The following is a 16,117-nucleotide window of genomic DNA, read 5'->3' as shown; positions in this document are numbered from 1 at the left end:
CCCCGTGTACACCCTTGCGCCCGCGTGCGCACGGTGTGCCCTGGGCATCGCAACCCTCGATTGCGAACGTCGAGCGGGGAGGTGCGCATGCACGGACCGGCTTCGCCCGGCTGGCTGCTGGTGGCGCTGTGCGCGGCGACCGGGGCCTACTGCCTGCTGCGGATGCGCAGCGCGGTCGAGGAACAGCGCAGGGCCGCGGGCGGCGAGGCGCTGATGGGCTTCGGGATGGCCGCGATGGCCGTGCCCGCGGCCGCGTTCACCCCGCCCCAGTGGGCCTGGCCGGCCTTCGCGGCGGTCTTCGGGGCGGCCGCGCTGCGGGCCCTGTGGGCGGCCCGCGCCGGCGTCCACCATCTGCACCATCTGGTCGGGACCGCAGCCATGGCCTACATGGCGGCCGTGATGGCCGCCGCGCCCGCGCACCAGCACGGACACGGTGGCTCCGACGTCCCGCTGCTGACGGGGGCGCTGCTGCTGTACTTCACCGGGTACGTCCTGCTCGCCGGGGTCCGACTGCTGCCGGTGGCCGGGGCGGGCGGCGGCGCCGCCGTGGCCTGGAGCGACCGGCCCGAGGTGGCGCGGGCGTGCCGGCTGTCGATGGGGATCGGGATGCTCGCCATGCTGCTGACGATGTGAACCGAACTCGGGCGTGGTCTGCGTCACTTCACCGTGACAAGCCGTACCCCTGATCGGTACGCCGCTCATAGGGTGCTGCCCATGATGGTCCCCGCGGTACTGCTGCTGCTCGGTGCCCTGACCGCCGTGATCGCCCCCCGGCTGATCGCCCGGGCCGACTGGCCGGACCACGAACCGGTGGTCGCGCTGTGGGCGTGGCAGTGCGTGGTGGCCGCGGTCCTGCTGTGCTGTGCGCTGTCGATGACGCTCAGCGCGGCGGCGGCCTGGCAGGCGGTGCGCGGGCATGTCTTCGCGCCGGCCCCGCGCTCGGTGGTGGAGGCGTACGCGCTGGGCGCGACCGGCCCCTGGGCGGCGGCGACCGCGGTGGCGCTCGCGTGCGGCGGGCTGTGGAGCGGGGCGATGCTCGTACGGGAGGTACTGCGGAGCCGGGCCGGACGCCGGTCCCGGCACGCCGAACTCCGTTTGCGTGCACCGTTGTTGCCGGGCGAGGAGTCCACGTCCGGCCGACTGCTCGTCCTGGAGGGTGAGCGGCCCGACGCCTGGTGGCTGGCGGGCGCCGCACCCCAACTGGTGGTCACGACTGCCGCGTTGCGGCGACTGAAGGGGCGTCAGCTGGATGCCGTGCTGGCTCATGAACAGGGGCACGCCCAGGCACGTCACGACTGGTTGCTGAACTGCTCGACGGCGCTGGCCACCGGATTTCCGCAGGTACCGGTGTTCGCCGCGTTCCGCGACGAGATGCACCGCCTGGTCGAGTTGTCGGCGGACGACATGGCCTCCCGGCGCTTCGGCCGGCTGACGACCGCGCTGGCGCTGGTCGAACTCAACGAGGACCGGGGCGTGTTCGGCCCCTCCCCCGCCCCGCAGGCCCATGTCTCGCAGCGTGTGCACCGGTTGCTCACACCGCCCGGGCGCCTCACCCCGGCCCGCAGACTGCGACTGACGGCGGCGGCCTCCCTCGTGCCGGTGGTCCCGGTGCTGGTCACCCTGGTCCCCGCCCTCCGGACACTGGGCTGAACCCGACGGCTCCGCGGAAACCACCCCGAAGCCACGACCACCAGCGCCACGAGCCCGGGCCCGGCCCCCCTGCCCGCCGCCCCTGCCCACTACCTGGCCACCCGCCCCCGGGCCCGACCGCGACGGAAACCCGGGGTCGTTCGCGCCGAGTTCGCTTCCGGTACCACCGGTCGGCGAAAATCTCCTTATGCACCATCCGTCCGTCGACCCCCCGCCCCGCCTCCCGGCTCTGCGCGTCACGCTCCGGACCGCCCTGGTCCTGGGGCTGTGCTCCGCTCTGCTCCTCGTCCTGGTCGCGGCCGACTGGCAGCCCCTGATCTCCGTCGACGGCGACGTCTCCCGCACCACCCACCGCTGGGCCGTCGCCGACCCCGACGTGACCCAGGTCTGCCGCATCCTCACGGACTGGGTCTGGGACCCCCTGACCATGCGTCTGCTGGGGGCGGCGGTCGCCGTGTGGCTGGTGTGGCGGCACTCGGACTGGTGGACGGCCGGGTGGCTGGTCGTCACGGCGGCGGTGGGCACGCTGATCCAGCAGTCCCTCAAGGCCGGGGTGGGCCGTGAACGCCCGGTGTGGCCCGACCCGGTCGACTCCGCCCACTACGCGGCGTACCCCTCCGGGCACGCCCTGACGGCCACGGTGGTGTGCGGCCTCCTGCTGTGGCTGCTGCACCGGCACGGCGTCACCCCCGCCGTGTGGCGTACGGCGCTGGCGGTGGCGGTGATCTCCGTGGCGGGCGTGGGACTGACCCGGATCTGGCTGGGCGTGCACTGGCCCTCGGACGTCCTGGGCGGATGGCTGCTGGGCGCCCTTCTGGTGGCCCTGGCGATCGCGACGCACATGCGGTGGCGCCCGTGACCCTGCCGGGGCGGCGCTACGGCTACGTGGGGCCGGAGGACATCCGGCGCGCGGTCACTCCCGGCGCCGGCGGCCGGGTGATCCGCGGTGCCGCGGACCTGGACGCGGGCGCGGGCATGGAGGAGTACGGGGAGCCGTGCACGTACGTCGTCGGGCTCGACGGCCTGCTGCGGCTCGCGCCCCGGCGCAGCGAGCACGTGGCCTGCGCGGGCGGCGAAGACGTTCTCGGCGCGGGCGAGATCTCGTTCCGCCGCACCCCGCACGGGCCGGACGTGCACGAGGTCGGCAACCAGTCGACCGGCTACTGTCCCGAGCCCGACTCCGCGGGATCCGTGAATCCGGCAGGGGCGCGGGCAGGGAGTGCGGGGCTCGTGAGATCCACCCCGATCCACCCGGTTCGTAGACTCGGCCCCGTGCCCACGACCGCCGTGTTGTTCGACTTCTCCGGGACCCTGTTCCGCATCGAGTCCGCCGAGTCCTGGCTGCGGGCCGCGCTGGAGACGGCCGGCGTCGCGCTGCCCGCGTCGGAGCTCGCCGACCATCTGCCGGCGGCCGAACGCCCGGGCGCGCTGCGGACGGTGCTGGACCTGGTGGGGTGACCCGCCGGCATCGGCCCGCTCTCCGGCGACGGTCGCCTGAGGCCACCATTACGGGAAAAGCACGCCCACTCTGGACGATCCCCCGCGTCGCCCAGAGCAGGCGGCAGCCCGGTGTGCTCCGAACCGGAACCCCACCGGGTTGACCCTGAGTATAGTTGGCTGGCAGCCAGTCAACGCAGGAGTTCCAGGATGTCCCCGCGCAGCGCTTCGGTCAATGAGGAATTGCGGCGCCGTTCCCGGGAGCGGCTCCTTCAAGCCGCGGTGGAGCTGGTGAGCGAGCGCGGGTACGAGGCGACGACGCTCGGCGACATCGCGGACCGGGCCGGCTCGGCGCGCGGCCTGGTGTCGTACTACTTCCCCGGCAAGCGGCAGCTGGTCCAGTCGGCCGTGCACCGGCTGATGCACCGCACGCTGGAGGAGGCGCTGGAGCGGGAGCCGCGCACCGAGGACGGCCGGGAGCGGATGGCGCGGGCCATCGACGCGATCCTGGGCCTGGCCCGGGACCGTACGGTGCTGATGCGCCAGCACATGGCGGGCCTCTTGCAGGCCGAGGGGTTCGTGCAGTGTCCGGAGCAGCAGCGGCTGGCCGAGCTGCTGCGGGACACCGCGGCCCGGCGCGGGTCGCAGGACGTCGACCACGACTACCCGATGCTGCGCTCCCAGCTGATGGGCGCCGTCTACGCGATGGTGCTGCCGAACGTGCCCCTGCCGCTCACGACCCTGCGCGCCGAACTGTTCGCGCGCTACCGGCTCGACCGGGAGCAAGGGGTCCCGCCGGACGCCGAGGCGCCCGGCGGGAGGGATGACGCCGATCTGTCGCGCTTCTTCGCGACCGACCCGACGGCTCCGCGGAGCGAGGGTCAGTCGAAGTAGTCCGGCTGGGTCTGGACGTTGAGCTCGTGGACCCGGACCCGCTTGGCGGGGTCGGTGCGCCGGTCGCTGAGCTTCAGCACGTCGAAGCCCTTGGCGATGTCGTTCGAGTAGATGTAACCGTTGTAGTAGTACGCCGACCAGGAGCCGCCGCCCCTCAGCACCTGGGTGTCGAGCGGACCGCGCTCGAAGTAGGCGATCTCCTTCGGCTCGGACGAGTCGGTGAAGTCCCAGACCGAGACACCGCCCTGGTACCAGGCCTGCACCATGATGTCCTTGCCCTTGACCGGGATCAACGAGCCGTTGTGGGCCACGCAGTTCTCGGTGTCCGCCTGGTGGCGGGGGATCTTGTAGTAGCTGCGGAAGACCAGCTTGCGCTTGTCACCCTTGCCGACGATGTCGTAGATGCCGTCGGCGCCCTTGTCCGGCCCGACCGCCGCGTTGCAGGTCGCCGCGCCGCCGCCGCCGAGCTCGTCGGTGAACACGACCTTGTTCGCCTTCTGGTTGAAGGTCGCCGAGTGCCAGAACGCGAAGTTCACGTTGTCCTGGACCTGGTCGATGACCTTCGGGTGCTCCGGGTCCTTGATGGAGAACAGGATGCCGTCGCCCATGCAGGCGCCCGCCGCCAGGTCCTTGGAGGGCAGGACCGTGATGTCGTGGCAGCCGGTCGTCTTGGAGACCCCGGGGTTGGTGGGCGAGCCCGGGTTGCCGCCGCCGTCCGGACCCTCGCCCGGGAACAGCACGGGGAAGCTCACGATCGCGGCCTTCTCCGGCGACTTGCGCGGCACCTTGATGACCGAGATGCCGTCGTGCGGGGGCTGGCAGTCCGGGTAGGCGACGTTCGGCGAGTACGAGGAGACGTAGATGTAGACGTTCTTGCGCTCGGGCACGAGGGTGTGGGTGTGCGAGCCGCAGGCGGTCTCGACGGCCGCGACGTACTTCGGGTTCGCCTTGTCGCTGATGTCGAAGACCTTCATGCCCTCCCAGGAGGACTTCTCGGTCACCGGCTGCGTGGTGCTGTTGCAACTGCTGTCGCTGCGCGAGGAGTCGGTGGACAGGAAGAGCAGGTCGCCCGAGACGGAGATGTCGTTCTGCGAACCGGGGCAGAGCACCTGGGCGACGGTCTTGGGCGACTTCGGGTTGCTGATGTCGAAGACGCGGAAGCCGTCGTAGTTGCCGGAGAAGGCGTACTTGCCCTGGAAGGCGAGGTCCGAGTTGGTGCCGGGCAGGGCGTCCTTGGGGATGTTCGTCAGGTGCTCGATGTTGTCGGAGTGGACGATCTCGTCCTGCCCGGGTATCTCGCCGTCGGCGATCGCCGCCGCCGCCTCGGCCCTGGCGCCCTGGGACACCTCCTGCTGCACGGCGGGACCGTCCCCCGGGTCGGGGGTCGCGGCCGCCGGGACCGCCGTCAGGAGCGCGGCCAGGAGTCCGGTACACGCGGCGGCCACTCCCAGCCGTCTGCGTCGCGTTCGAAGGTCGTTCAACAGGGTCACTGCGTCCTCCCTTGTCGCCGTTCACGTGGAACGGTTCGCGGTGCTCCGAAGTATCGTCTTCATCATGCACATATCAAGGGCTGGCAACGCACTCGTAATGAATCTTTCGGCCCCTTGGTGCGATCCATGGTGCGAAGATCCAGACGAGGACGGCATCCCCGTCCTCAACTCGCCTGCTTCAGGAGGTCGTTGTGCTCGTCCGCCGCGCGCCCCTCGTCTCAGCCTCACTGCTGCTCGCCCTCGCCGTCGCGGGCTGCGACTCCGGGCCGGACACCAACTCGGGTGCCGCGAGCGGCCCTTCGGTGATCGCGCCGGGCAAGCCGGGTGAGACGAACCGGACCCTCTCCGCCCAGGACGCGGCCGAGCAACGCGCCGACGACGACACACCCAACTCCGCCGACGTGGCGTACGCGCGGATGATGATCCAGCACCACGCCCAGGCCCTGGAGATGACCGAACTCGCCGCGAAGCAGGCCGGGTCGACAGCCGTCAAGGGCCTCGCGTCGCGGATCGGCGCCGCACAGGGGCCGGAGATCCAAGCCATGAAGGGCTGGCTCACGACGTACGGCGAGGACGAGACGGGCGGCGAGCACGACCACACAGCGATGCCCGGGATGGCCACCGAGGCGCAGCTGACCCAGCTGCGCGCGGCCCGCGGCAAGGCGTTCGACGCGCTCTTCCTCACCCTGATGATCAGCCATCACGAGGGCGCCCTCACCATGGCCGCGGACGTCAAGGCACAGGGCAACAACGTGCGGATCGAGGAGATGGCGGACGACGTGATCGCGCAGCAGACGAGTGAGATCACCCGGATGCGCGGGATGCAGTAACTCCCCTCGACCCAGGTGTCTCGTCAACGAGCCCTGTCAGCGCCGGGCGTGACGTGGCGTCAGGTAACCCGCGTCACGCGCCTGCGCGATCAGCCTCAGCGACCTGCGGCGGCTGTGTCCCGTCGCGCACATGACCGCGAGGACGGGGTCCACACCCTCCTCCTGGGCCGCGCGGTACTCCTGCGCCACCAGCCACCGCCCCTCGATGCCGCGCGGCCAGGCCGCGCGGGCCCGCCGAGGACCGAACGGCTCGTCGACATCCCCGCCGACGGCCGCGGCCGGCTCCCACAGGTCGTCCGTGCCGTACACGCCACCCGTGCCCTCCGCGTCGTACCCGCCACCCGTGTCGTCCGCGTCATACACGCCGTCGGTGTCATACACGTCGCCCGCGCCGTCCGTGCCGTACACGCCGTCCGTGCCGTACACGCCGTACACGCCGTCCGCTCCGTCCGCGTCCTCCGCGCCTTCCGCGTCCGTCACGTCCGCCGGATCGAGACCGCCGCCCTCGGCGCACCTCTCGAACAGGGGCCCCTCGATCCAGTCCGCGAGCACCGTGAGGTCCACGAGCGACAGGGGCGGCTGCGCACGGACGTCCTCCACCGAGACGCGCCCCCCGCAGACGACTGCCAGCAGCTCCACGCGCGCGGCGTCGACGAACTCCAGCCGCACATGAAACCAGGAAGTGGCGCCCCCGGCTTCCCGGACCTCCCACGCGGGCCACACGGACACCGTGCCGTCCCCGGCGGAACGATCAGAAAGATTAAGAAACGATGCTTCTAGCACACACGCAACGTAACCGCATGATCACTTTCCATACGAACGGACACGCACGCATCGAGCGCGCACAGCACCCTGTCAGCGGAGCCGCCCTGGTGCGATGCTGGAGACACCAGCGATCTCCTCCGTCCCCTTGGGTAAGGAGTTCCGCGTGCTGCGTGTCGCCGTCGTCGGCTCAGGGCCGAGTGGGGTCTACACCGCCCAGAGTCTGGTCCAGCGGGACCCCGAGGTGCTCGTCGACGTCCTGGACCGGCTGCCGTGCCCGTACGGGCTGGTGCGGTACGGCGTCGCTCCCGACCACGAGAAGATCAAGTCGCTCCAGAACACCTTGCGCACGGTGCTCGAGCACGAGCGGGTGCGCTTCCTCGGCGGGATCCTGGTCGGGACGGGCGGGGTACCGGCGGCCCGGCTGCGCGAGCTGTACCACGCGGTCGTGTACTGCGTGGGCGCCGCGACCGACCGGCACCTCGGCGTGCCCGGCGAGGAGCTGCCGGGCAGCTGGTCGGCGACGGAGTTCGTCTCCTGGTACAGCGCCCATCCGGACACCGTCGCCGACGGGTTCCTGCGGGGCGTCCGCTCGGCCGTGGTGGTGGGCGTGGGGAACGTGGCGGTGGACGTCACCCGGATCCTGGCCCGGCGGACGGCCGAGCTCAGCCCGACCGACATGCCCCAGGCGGCGCTGACCGCACTGGCGGCGAGCGAGGTGACCGAGATCCACATGGTCGGGCGGCGCGGCCCGTCCCAGGCCCGCTTCACCACCAAGGAGCTGCGCGAGCTGGCCGGCCTGCCGGACACCGAGGTGGTCGTGGACGAGGCCGAGCTGGCGCTGGACCCGGCGTACGGCGACCCCTCCGCGCTGCCGACGGCGCAGCGGCGCAACGTGGAGGTGCTGCGCGGCTGGGCGGCGACCGCACCGGCCGTCGGCGCCCGCCGGCGGATCCGGCTCCGGTTCTTCCTGCGGCCCGCCGAACTGCTGGCCGACAACGGCCGGTTGGGCGCGGTGCGTTTCGAGCGGACCGTTCCGGACGGACGCGGCGGGGTGACGGGCACCGGGCAGTACGAGGACATCGAGGCGCAGTTGGTGCTGCGGTCGGTGGGCTATCGCGGAGTGCCGCTGGAGGGGCTGCCGTTCGATCCGGAGCGGGGCACGGTGCCGCAGCTCGCGGGGCGGGTCCTGCGCGAGGGGGCGGTGGCGCCGGGCGAGTACGTGGCGGGCTGGATCAAGCGGGGCCCCACCGGGGTCATCGGCACCAACCGGCCGTGCGCGAAGGAGACGGCGACGTCCCTGCTGGAGGACGGACCCGTCCTCGCACGGCGGGAGCTGCCGGGTGATCCGCTCCTGCTGCTGCGGGCCGCCGGGGCCGAACCCGTCGAGTGGGCGGGGTGGCTGGCGATCGAGCGGGCCGAGGCCGCGCTGGGCGCCTCACTGGGGCGGGGCGTGGTGAAGCTGCCGGACTGGGCGGCGCTGTGGACGGCGGCGAGTCCCGCCGGAATCGGTGTACAGGACACACAGCAGCAACACCGGTGAAATCAACAAACTGTTCAATCCCCGTACGTTCTCGTCCTGTCCCGCCTGGTCCGCCCGCTCAGCGTTTTCCGGCTTGCTCGGCCCGTTCAGTCCGTCCGGATGCCCCCGTCGCCCGCTCTGGAGTGCCCATGACCACGACCGCGCCCGTTCATCCCGTCGACGAGGTGCCACCCGCACGCCAGTTGGCCGCCTTCGGCCTCCAGCACGTGCTCGCGATGTACGCGGGCGCGGTGGCCGTGCCGCTGATCGTGGGCGGTGCGATGAAGCTGTCGCCCGCCGACCTGGCGTATCTGATCACCGCCGACCTGCTGGTGTGCGGTATCGCCACGCTGATCCAGTGCGTGGGCTTCTGGCGGTTCGGCGTACGGCTGCCGATCATGCAGGGCTGTACGTTCGCGGCGGTGTCGCCCATGGTGCTGATCGGGACGACGGGCGGCGGACTGCCCGCGATCTACGGGTCGGTGATCGTGGCCGGGCTCGCGATCATGCTGCTGGCGCCCTTGTTCGGCCGGCTGCTGCGCTTCTTCCCGCCGCTGGTCACCGGCACCGTCATCCTGATCATCGGCATCTCGCTGCTGCCGGTCGCGGGCAACTGGGTGGCGGGCGGGGCCGGTTCGGCGGACTTCGGCGCGCCGAAGAACATCGGACTCGCCGCGTTCGTCCTCACGGTGGTGCTCGCCGTGCAGCGGTTCGCGCCGGTGTTCCTGAGCCGGATCGCGGTGCTGATCGGCATCGTGGTGGGGCTCGCGGTCTCGGTGCCGTTCGGGTTCACCGACTTCGACGGGGTCGGGGACGCCGACTGGGTCGGGATCAGTACGCCGTTCCACTTCGGCGCGCCCGCCTTCGAGGCGTCGGCGATCATCTCGATGCTGGTCGTCGCCCTGGTCACGATGACCGAGACGACCGGAGACCTCATCGCGGTCGGCGAGATGACGGGCCGCAAGGTCGAGCCGCGCACCCTCTCCGACGGGCTGCGCGCCGACGGGCTGTCGACCGTCCTCGGCGGCGTCTTCAACACCTTCCCCTACACCGCGTACGCGCAGAACGTCGGCCTGGTGGGCATGACCCGGGTGCGCAGCCGCTGGGTCGTGGCCACCGCGGGCGTCATCCTCGTGCTGCTGGGTCTGCTGCCCAAGCTGGGCGCGGTGGTGGCCGCCGTTCCGTCGCCGGTCCTCGGCGGGGCGGGCCTGGTGATGTTCGGGACGGTCGCCGCGAGCGGTCTGCGGACCCTGGCCGAGGTCGACTTCAAGGGGAACCACAACCTGACGGTGGTGGCCGTGTCGGTGGCGATGGGCGTGCTGCCGGTCGGCGTGCCGACGATCTACGAGCAGTTCCCCGACTGGTTCCGGACCGTGATGAACAGCGGTATCAGCGCGGGCTGCCTGACGGCGATCGTCCTGAACCTGCTCTTCAACCACCTGCCCTCGAAAGCCGGTACGGCGCCGGAGGCGGTCGCCCTGCCGACCGGCGGCGGCGAGGAGCCCGTCGAGGACGTGACGGGCGTGAGGGGCAGGTCCAGGGAAGAGGTCGTCTAGCACCGTGGGCGGCCGGGCTTCCCGGCCGCCCACGCACACGTCAACTCGTGCCGCAGGTGGCGCCGTTGAGCGTGAAGGCGCCGGGCGCCGCACTGTTGCCGGTGTGGTTCGCCTGGTAGCCGATGGTGACGCTCGCGTTGGGGGCGAGCGTGCCGTTGTACGTGGCGTTGGTCGCCGTCACCGCTCCGGAGGCCGGTGCGTAGGTGGCGCCCCAGCCGTTGGTGATGGTCTGGCCGGAGGGCAGGGTGAAGCCGAGCCGCCAGCCGTCGACCGTGGTGGTGCCGGTGTTGGTCAGGGTCACGGAGGCGGTCAGACCGGTGTTCCAGGCGTTGGTCGTCGCGCTCACCCGGCAGCCGCCGGGCTCGGGCTGCGGGGTGGGGCCGGCGGCGTCCAGGCCGAAGAAGGTGATCACGCGGGCGGCCATGCCCCAGGCGTACAGGTTGTGGCCGACGCCCTGGAGGCTGACGGCCTCCACGGGGGCCTGGTCACCCGTGCCGCCGTACCGGGTGCGGGTCCAGCCGGAGGCGGGTGAGTCGGTGGCGGCCGGGGTCTGGCTCACGCCCCGCACATCGGTCCACTGCTTGATCTCCTCACCGAAGTTGGGGTAGCGCAGCACGTCGTCCTCGGTGCCGTGCCAGACCTGCATACGCGGCCGGGGCCCGGTGTAGCCGGGGTAGGCAGCACGCACGAGGTCGCCCCATTCCTGCGCGGTGTGGATCACGGTGCCGCCGGAGCAGGCGCTGTTCCACTCGGATCCGTCGGTGGTCGCGAAGCAGCCGAAGGGAACCCCGGAGAAGGCGGACCCGGCGGCGAACACGTCGGGGTAGTCGCCGAGCAGGACGTTGGTCATCATCGCGCCGGAGGAGATACCGGTGGCGTAGACGCGGCCGGTGTCGGCCGCGTAGGCGGCGGTCACCCAGTCGATCATCGACTTGACGCCGACCGGGTCGCTGCCGCCGCCACGCCTGAGCGCCTGGGGCGAGGAGACGTCGAAGCACTTGCTGCTCCGGGTGACGGACGGGTAGACCACCACGAACCCGTACCGGTCGGCGAGTTGGGAGTACTCGGTGCCGGAGTACATCGCGGGTCCGGAGCCGCCGCACCAGTGCACCGCGACGAGCACCGGCGGGTGAGCGGTGACGGTGGCCGGCGCGTAGACGTACATCTGGAGGTTGCTGGGGTTGGCGCCGAACCCGGTGACCTCGGTGAGGGTGGCCGGGGGGACCGGCGCGGCGGCCTGGGGGCGGGCGGTGGCCGTGGGGGCGGTGAGGAGAGCGGCGGTGAGCAGGAGCAGCAGTACCCCGCAGAACGAACGCAGGGCTCTCCCAGGGGAGTTCGACACGTGCTTGTCCCTTTCTGGTAGCGGCTCGGGGGACGTCGTACGTGGGGTGCGCGAGTGGGAAGCGGCAGCTCGGCAGGTGGCTTCGGCCCGCGTCGGCGGACCCGGACGCAGGCCCCTGTCCGACCGTCATGAGGGAGACGTCCGCACCGCATGGTGGCATGTGCACGCCGGTCATGGAAGCGCTCCCACGCCAACTTCCCGCAAGCCCTTACTGGTTGGCCGGGGCCTGTCCGGGTGGCCGAATGTGTTCTGCGCAAAGCGTTGACTAGAAAGCGCTTGCCCCCTACGTTCCGTTCAGCAGTGTGACCGAGCCGCTCGCATCGACCCCACAAAGGTCACGCTGCCCGCGTAGGCCGTTCGACATGACATACGAGATTCATATACCTGACCGTTTCCCCTCCCCCGAAGGGACGCATCCGCATGCGTGCAGGGCCCCCGCGTACACAGGCGCAAAGGTTCGCCGCCGTCGCGACGGACGCCGCCCGCCCGACGGCGGCGATGCTCGCCCCGCCCCGGTCGGCCGGCGTCGGAACGCCCTGACCGCTCGCCGCACTCTCCCCATCCCCCACCAGGAAGAAGGCATCGGGACATGACTTCACCAGCACTGCCGCGCCGACGGCGCACGCTGACCGGCGCACTCGCCGCTCTCGCGCTCTCGGTTGGCATGATCATGACGACCGGGGCGTTGACGCCGGCGAACGCCGCCACCTGGCCCAGCGCGACCGGCAGTCAGGCGGTCTCCTCGACCATCGCGGTGTCCGGCACCAAGGACTACGGGATGCTCCGCCTCTACGGCACCGGTGACCTGGGCAGCGGCAGTCAGGACGAGGACCAGGGGCCGATCCTGGAACTGGCCGCCGGCGCGGTGCTCAAGAACGTCATCATCGGCGCCCCCGCCGCCGACGGCATCCACTGCAAGGGCGCCTGCACCCTGCAGAACGTGTGGTGGGAGGACGTCGGCGAGGACGCGGCGACCTTCCGCGGCTCCTCGTCGTCCAACGTGTACACCGTCTCGGGCGGTGGCGCGCGGTCGGCCAGCGACAAGGTGTTCCAGTTCAACGGCGCCGGCACGCTGAACGTCTCCAACTTCGCGGTGCAGACCTTCGGCACCTTCATCCGCTCCTGCGGCAACTGCTCGACGCAGTACAAGCGGACGATCAACCTCAACACCATCGAGGCGACCTACTCGGGCAACAAGCTCGTCGGCATCAACACCAACTACGGGGACAGCGCGACCCTGAAGAAGATCACGATCGTCGGGGACAGCAGCAAGAAGATCATCCCGTGCCAGAAGTACATCGGGAACAACACCGGGGCGGAGCCGACCACCAACGGCACCAGCGCGGACGGTACCTACTGCAAGTACGCGTCGTCCGACATCACCTACAAGTAGCCCCCTCCCCATCGGTACCCGCACGGTACGAAGGCGGCCGTACGAAGCGTCCCCGCACGGCGCTTCGCACGGCCGCCGTACCTATGCGCCCGCCCCCGACGCGGTGGCGACGAGTTCTTGTCGGTAGTGACCGTAGGCGGTGCGCAGGGCCGGTCCCGGCCAGTCGGCGGGGAGGAGTCCGGCCGGCAGCACCGGGTCGGCGAGGAGATGCCGTACGACCGCGGCGAGGACCGTGAAGCGGTCGGCGGGCCGCTGGGTCCGCTCGACGTGGGACAGCAGCGCCCGGGCCGTCCGCGCCCACGCCTCGAGGGGCCACAGCCCGGCGACCAGATCGGGGGCGGGCGAGCCGGGGCGGGCGGTGAAGTGCTGGAGCGCGTCCCCGAGATCCCCGGGCCAGGGCCGGCCCAGATTGGCCGGCCGCAGCCAGACCCCCTCGCGGAGCTCGGCGAGCCGCAGGGCGCTCAGCCGGCCGCGCAGTGCGGCGCGCTCGGCGGGGCCGCGACCGGTCGCGGTGATGACGGCCATCTCCCACTCGCCGTCCCACGCGCGCGTGTCCGGATGCACGGCGTCGTCCTGGCGGCGCTGCCGCTCCAGCAGCCGGTCACTGAGCCGGTAGACGCCGTCCGTCCGCCGCAGGTCGCCCGCCGCCACCATCCGGCTGAGCGCGGCCCGCACCGTCGATCCGCCTACGCCGAACGGCTCCACCCCGCGCACCAGGTCCTTCGCCGCCATCTCGGGCGGGTGCGTGCCCAGCAGCAGACTCAGGACCACCGACCGCGCGGACAGCGGGGGCAGGTCGACCTCGCCGGGCTGCGCCGACACGTTCATCCGCATGAGGCCGTACTTTACGTGCGGCTCTGATGTTGCACTATTGCTACAGCCGCATGAGAAGTGCAACATGGCCGCATGGCCCAGACACTCACCCAGCCGCAGCCGCAGCCGCAGGCCCCGGCCGCGCCGCCCGTCTCTGCGCACGTCACGCACGACGTCACCAATCAGCCTCCGCCCCTGGCCCCGTACGACGCCTCCGACGACGTGGCCCTGCTGGAGGGGCTGCGCCGGGAGGGGGCCGGATGGGCGGAGGCGGACGTCCGCCGGATCGGTGTGCGGGCGGGCGGCGTCGAGGCGCAGGAGTGGGGCGAGCTGGCCAACCGGCACGAGCCCGTACTGCGTACCCACGACCGGTACGGGCACCGTGTCGACGAGGTCGACTTCCACCCCAGCTGGCACGAGCTGATGCGGGTCGCGGTCGCGGAAGGCCTGGCCGGCGCTCCCTGGGCGGACGACCGGCCCGGCGCCCATGTGGCGCGCACGGCGGGCGGTCTCGCCTGGGGGCACACGGAGGCTGGGCACGGCTGCCCCACGTCGATGACCTACGCGGCCGTCCCCGCGCTGCGTCGCCAGCCGGAACTCGCCGCCGTCTACGAGCCGCTGCTGACCGGCCGGGAGTACGACCCGGGGCTGCGGGTGCCGACACAGAAGCGCGGGCTGCTCGCGGGCATGGGGATGACCGAGAAGCAGGGCGGCTCCGACGTCCGGACGAACACGACGACGGCCCTGCCCACGGCGGAGCCCGGGGTGTACACCCTGCGCGGGCACAAGTGGTTCACGTCGGCGCCGATGTGCGACGTCTTCCTGGTCCTGGCGCAGGCGCCGGACGGGCTCTCGTGCTTCCTGGTGCCGCGAGTGCTTCCCGACGGCACCCGCAACACGTTCCGCGTGCAGCGGCTGAAGGACAAGCTGGGCAACCGCTCCAACGCGTCCTCCGAGCCCGAGTTCGACGGGACCGTGGCCTGGCTGGTCGGGCCCCAGGGACAGGGCGTGAAGACCATCGTCGAGATGGTCAACTGCACCCGTCTGGACTGCGTGATGATGTCGGCGACGCTGATGCGCAAGACGCTCGTCGAGGCGGGGCATCACGTGCGGCACCGCAGCGCGTTCGGGGCGCGGCTGCTGGACCAGCCGCTGATGCGCAACGTGCTGGCCGACCTGGCGCTGGAGTCGGAGGCCGCCACCACGCTGACCCTGCGGCTGGCCGGGGCGGCCGACCGGGCGCTGCGCGGAGACGACGGCCAGGGGGGCGAACAGGCCTTCCGGCGGATCGCCACCGCCGTCGGCAAGTACTGGGTGACCAAACGCGGGCCGGCCTTCACGGCGGAGGCCCTCGAGTGCCTCGGCGGCAACGGCTACGTGGAGGACTCCGGAATGCCCCGCCACTACCGCGAGGCGCCCCTGCTGTCCATCTGGGAGGGGTCGGGCAACGTCAACGCCCTCGACGTGCTGCGGGCGTTGACCCGCGAACCGGCGACGGCGGACGCCCTGTTCGGTGAACTCGCCCTGGCGCGCGGCGCGGACGCCCGCCTCGACGCCGCCGTCTCGCGGCTGCGGGCCCGGCTGGGCGAGGCGACGCCGACCGGCGCCCGCCGGCTGGTGGAGCAGATGGCCCTCACCCTCCAGGCCTCGCTCCTGGTCCGGCACGCCCCGCCCGCCGTCGCGGACGCGTTCTGCGCGACCCGGCTGGGCGGCGACTGGGGGTACGCCTTCGGCACGCTCCCGGACGGCGCCGATCTCGACGGGATCCTGGAACGGAGCCTTCCCGGCACGAACTGACGTCTCTCCCGTGCGGGCGGGGGCGCGGGGCGATCAGCCCGTCGGGCGGCCCCGGAGCGCGTCGAAGCGGGCCCAGTCGACGTCCCACTGCTCCACCCGTCGGCGTTCCAGTCGGCCCCGCAGGACCCGGCCGCCCGCGAAGGGGAGGGTGGCCGCGCCGACTCCCGCCAGGCCGCCGACGAGGGAGGCGCGCAGTCTGGCCTGGGCGGCGGTGGCCGGTTTCGTCACCAGGCGGCCCTGCCGGTCCGTCCAGACCGTGACGGGGGCGCCCGCGGCGCTGCCGGGGCCGACCCGGACCTGGCCCTGGTGCGCGGAGCCGTCCGGTCCGGTCCAGCCGACCTTCGCCCACACCTGATCACCGGCGGTGGAACCGTTCACGGCCGCCTTGCCCGGGGCCCGCTCGGTCAGCCGCCCCAGCAGAGGCCGCCACTCGACGCGTTCCCGCGCCAGACCGTGCTCGACGGACCCCGCGGTCGCCCACCCCGCCAGCAGCCCGGCGAGGACGGTCAGCGCCCACACGCCGAGCACGACCCAGGCCTCCACCGTGTCGGCGCGCCGCTTGAGCGGGTTTCGCCGCCAGCGCCACAGCCACACCTTCGGACCACGGAACGCCATCGAAGGCTTCCTCCTC

At 72.0% G+C, this 16,117-nt stretch carries 14 protein-coding genes and 1 pseudogene; 10 read left to right on the top strand and 5 right to left on the bottom strand.

Annotation, left to right across the window (positions count from 1 at the left end):
* The first annotated feature begins 87 nt into the window (after positions 1–87).
* The 5 genes and pseudogenes from ACIRPU_RS06735 to ACIRPU_RS06715 all read left to right on the top strand — a co-directional run bounded on the left by ACIRPU_RS06735 (position 88) and on the right by ACIRPU_RS06715 (position 3,981).
* On the top strand, positions 88–633 hold the full coding sequence (locus ACIRPU_RS06735; protein ID WP_403862606.1) for a DUF5134 domain-containing protein: 546 nt from the start codon (positions 88–90) through the stop codon (positions 631–633).
* Between the two features lie 81 nt (positions 634–714).
* On the top strand, positions 715–1,650 hold the full coding sequence (locus tag ACIRPU_RS06730; protein WP_403862603.1) for a M56 family metallopeptidase: 936 nt from the start codon (positions 715–717) through the stop codon (positions 1,648–1,650).
* Positions 1,651–1,837: 187 nt separating this feature from the next.
* On the top strand, positions 1,838–2,509 hold the full coding sequence (locus ACIRPU_RS06725; protein ID WP_403862600.1) for a phosphatase PAP2 family protein: 672 nt from the start codon (positions 1,838–1,840) through the stop codon (positions 2,507–2,509).
* 428 nt (positions 2,510–2,937) lie between these two features.
* Positions 2,938–3,081 (top strand): annotated as a pseudogene (locus tag ACIRPU_RS06720) (hydrolase); the annotation flags it as partial.
* 216 nt (positions 3,082–3,297) lie between these two features.
* On the top strand, positions 3,298–3,981 hold the full coding sequence (locus ACIRPU_RS06715; RefSeq protein WP_403862597.1) for a TetR/AcrR family transcriptional regulator: 684 nt from the start codon (positions 3,298–3,300) through the stop codon (positions 3,979–3,981).
* On the opposite strand, the gene ACIRPU_RS06710 is transcribed toward ACIRPU_RS06715, so the two are convergent.
* A complete protein-coding gene (locus tag ACIRPU_RS06710; RefSeq protein WP_403862594.1) occupies positions 3,969–5,471 on the bottom strand; it encodes an LVIVD repeat-containing protein in 1,503 nt (500 codons plus the stop codon). The genes ACIRPU_RS06715 and ACIRPU_RS06710 overlap by 13 nt on opposite strands.
* A gap of 191 nt (positions 5,472–5,662) precedes the next feature.
* Here ACIRPU_RS06710 and ACIRPU_RS06705 point away from each other — a divergent pair, with 191 nt between their 5' ends.
* On the top strand, positions 5,663–6,301 hold the full coding sequence (locus ACIRPU_RS06705; RefSeq protein ID WP_403862591.1) for a DUF305 domain-containing protein: 639 nt from the start codon (positions 5,663–5,665) through the stop codon (positions 6,299–6,301).
* Positions 6,302–6,337: 36 nt separating this feature from the next.
* Here the strand turns inward: ACIRPU_RS06705 and ACIRPU_RS06700 are convergent, their stop codons facing one another.
* Positions 6,338–6,970 (bottom strand): DUF6214 family protein, encoded by a 633-nt coding sequence (locus ACIRPU_RS06700; RefSeq protein WP_403863554.1) that lies wholly within the window; start codon positions 6,968–6,970, stop codon positions 6,338–6,340.
* Between the two features lie 259 nt (positions 6,971–7,229).
* Here ACIRPU_RS06700 and ACIRPU_RS06695 point away from each other — a divergent pair, with 259 nt between their 5' ends.
* Together ACIRPU_RS06695 and ACIRPU_RS06690 are read left to right on the top strand one after the other, a co-directional pair.
* Complete coding sequence (locus ACIRPU_RS06695) at positions 7,230–8,606, top strand: FAD-dependent oxidoreductase (RefSeq protein ID WP_403862588.1); 1,377 nt, start codon at positions 7,230–7,232, stop codon at positions 8,604–8,606.
* Between the two features lie 128 nt (positions 8,607–8,734).
* Positions 8,735–10,141, top strand: coding sequence for a nucleobase:cation symporter-2 family protein (locus tag ACIRPU_RS06690; RefSeq protein ID WP_403862585.1), 1,407 nt, complete (start codon positions 8,735–8,737; stop codon positions 10,139–10,141).
* A gap of 40 nt (positions 10,142–10,181) precedes the next feature.
* Here ACIRPU_RS06690 and ACIRPU_RS06685 read toward each other — a convergent pair whose 3' ends face one another.
* Positions 10,182–11,483 carry a PHB depolymerase family esterase gene (locus ACIRPU_RS06685; RefSeq protein WP_403862582.1) on the bottom strand — a complete coding sequence of 434 codons (1,302 nt, stop codon included), beginning with the start codon at positions 11,481–11,483 and terminating at the stop codon, positions 10,182–10,184.
* 589 nt (positions 11,484–12,072) lie between these two features.
* Here ACIRPU_RS06685 and ACIRPU_RS06680 point away from each other — a divergent pair.
* Entirely contained in the window at positions 12,073–12,876 is an 804-nt protein-coding gene (locus ACIRPU_RS06680; protein WP_384123991.1) for a pectate lyase, read from the top strand.
* An 81-nt stretch (positions 12,877–12,957) separates the two neighbouring features.
* Here the strand turns inward: ACIRPU_RS06680 and ACIRPU_RS06675 are convergent, their stop codons facing one another.
* On the bottom strand, positions 12,958–13,710 hold the full coding sequence (locus ACIRPU_RS06675; protein WP_403862579.1) for a PaaX family transcriptional regulator C-terminal domain-containing protein: 753 nt from the start codon (positions 13,708–13,710) through the stop codon (positions 12,958–12,960).
* Positions 13,711–13,782: 72 nt separating this feature from the next.
* Here ACIRPU_RS06675 and ACIRPU_RS06670 point away from each other — a divergent pair, with 72 nt between their 5' ends.
* Entirely contained in the window at positions 13,783–15,486 is a 1,704-nt protein-coding gene (locus tag ACIRPU_RS06670; RefSeq protein ID WP_403862576.1) for an acyl-CoA dehydrogenase family protein, read from the top strand.
* 33 nt (positions 15,487–15,519) lie between these two features.
* Here ACIRPU_RS06670 and ACIRPU_RS06665 read toward each other — a convergent pair whose 3' ends face one another.
* A complete protein-coding gene (locus ACIRPU_RS06665; RefSeq protein WP_384123985.1) occupies positions 15,520–16,101 on the bottom strand; it encodes a hypothetical protein in 582 nt (193 codons plus the stop codon).
* Positions 16,102–16,117: the final 16 nt, after the last annotated feature.

This window comes from Streptomyces sp. NPDC102259, assembly GCF_044766465.1.
In the GTDB taxonomy this organism is placed as follows: domain Bacteria; phylum Actinomycetota; class Actinomycetes; order Streptomycetales; family Streptomycetaceae; genus Streptomyces.
Note: the sequence above shows the minus strand (reverse complement) of the source record. Positions and strands in the feature narration are given on the sequence as shown.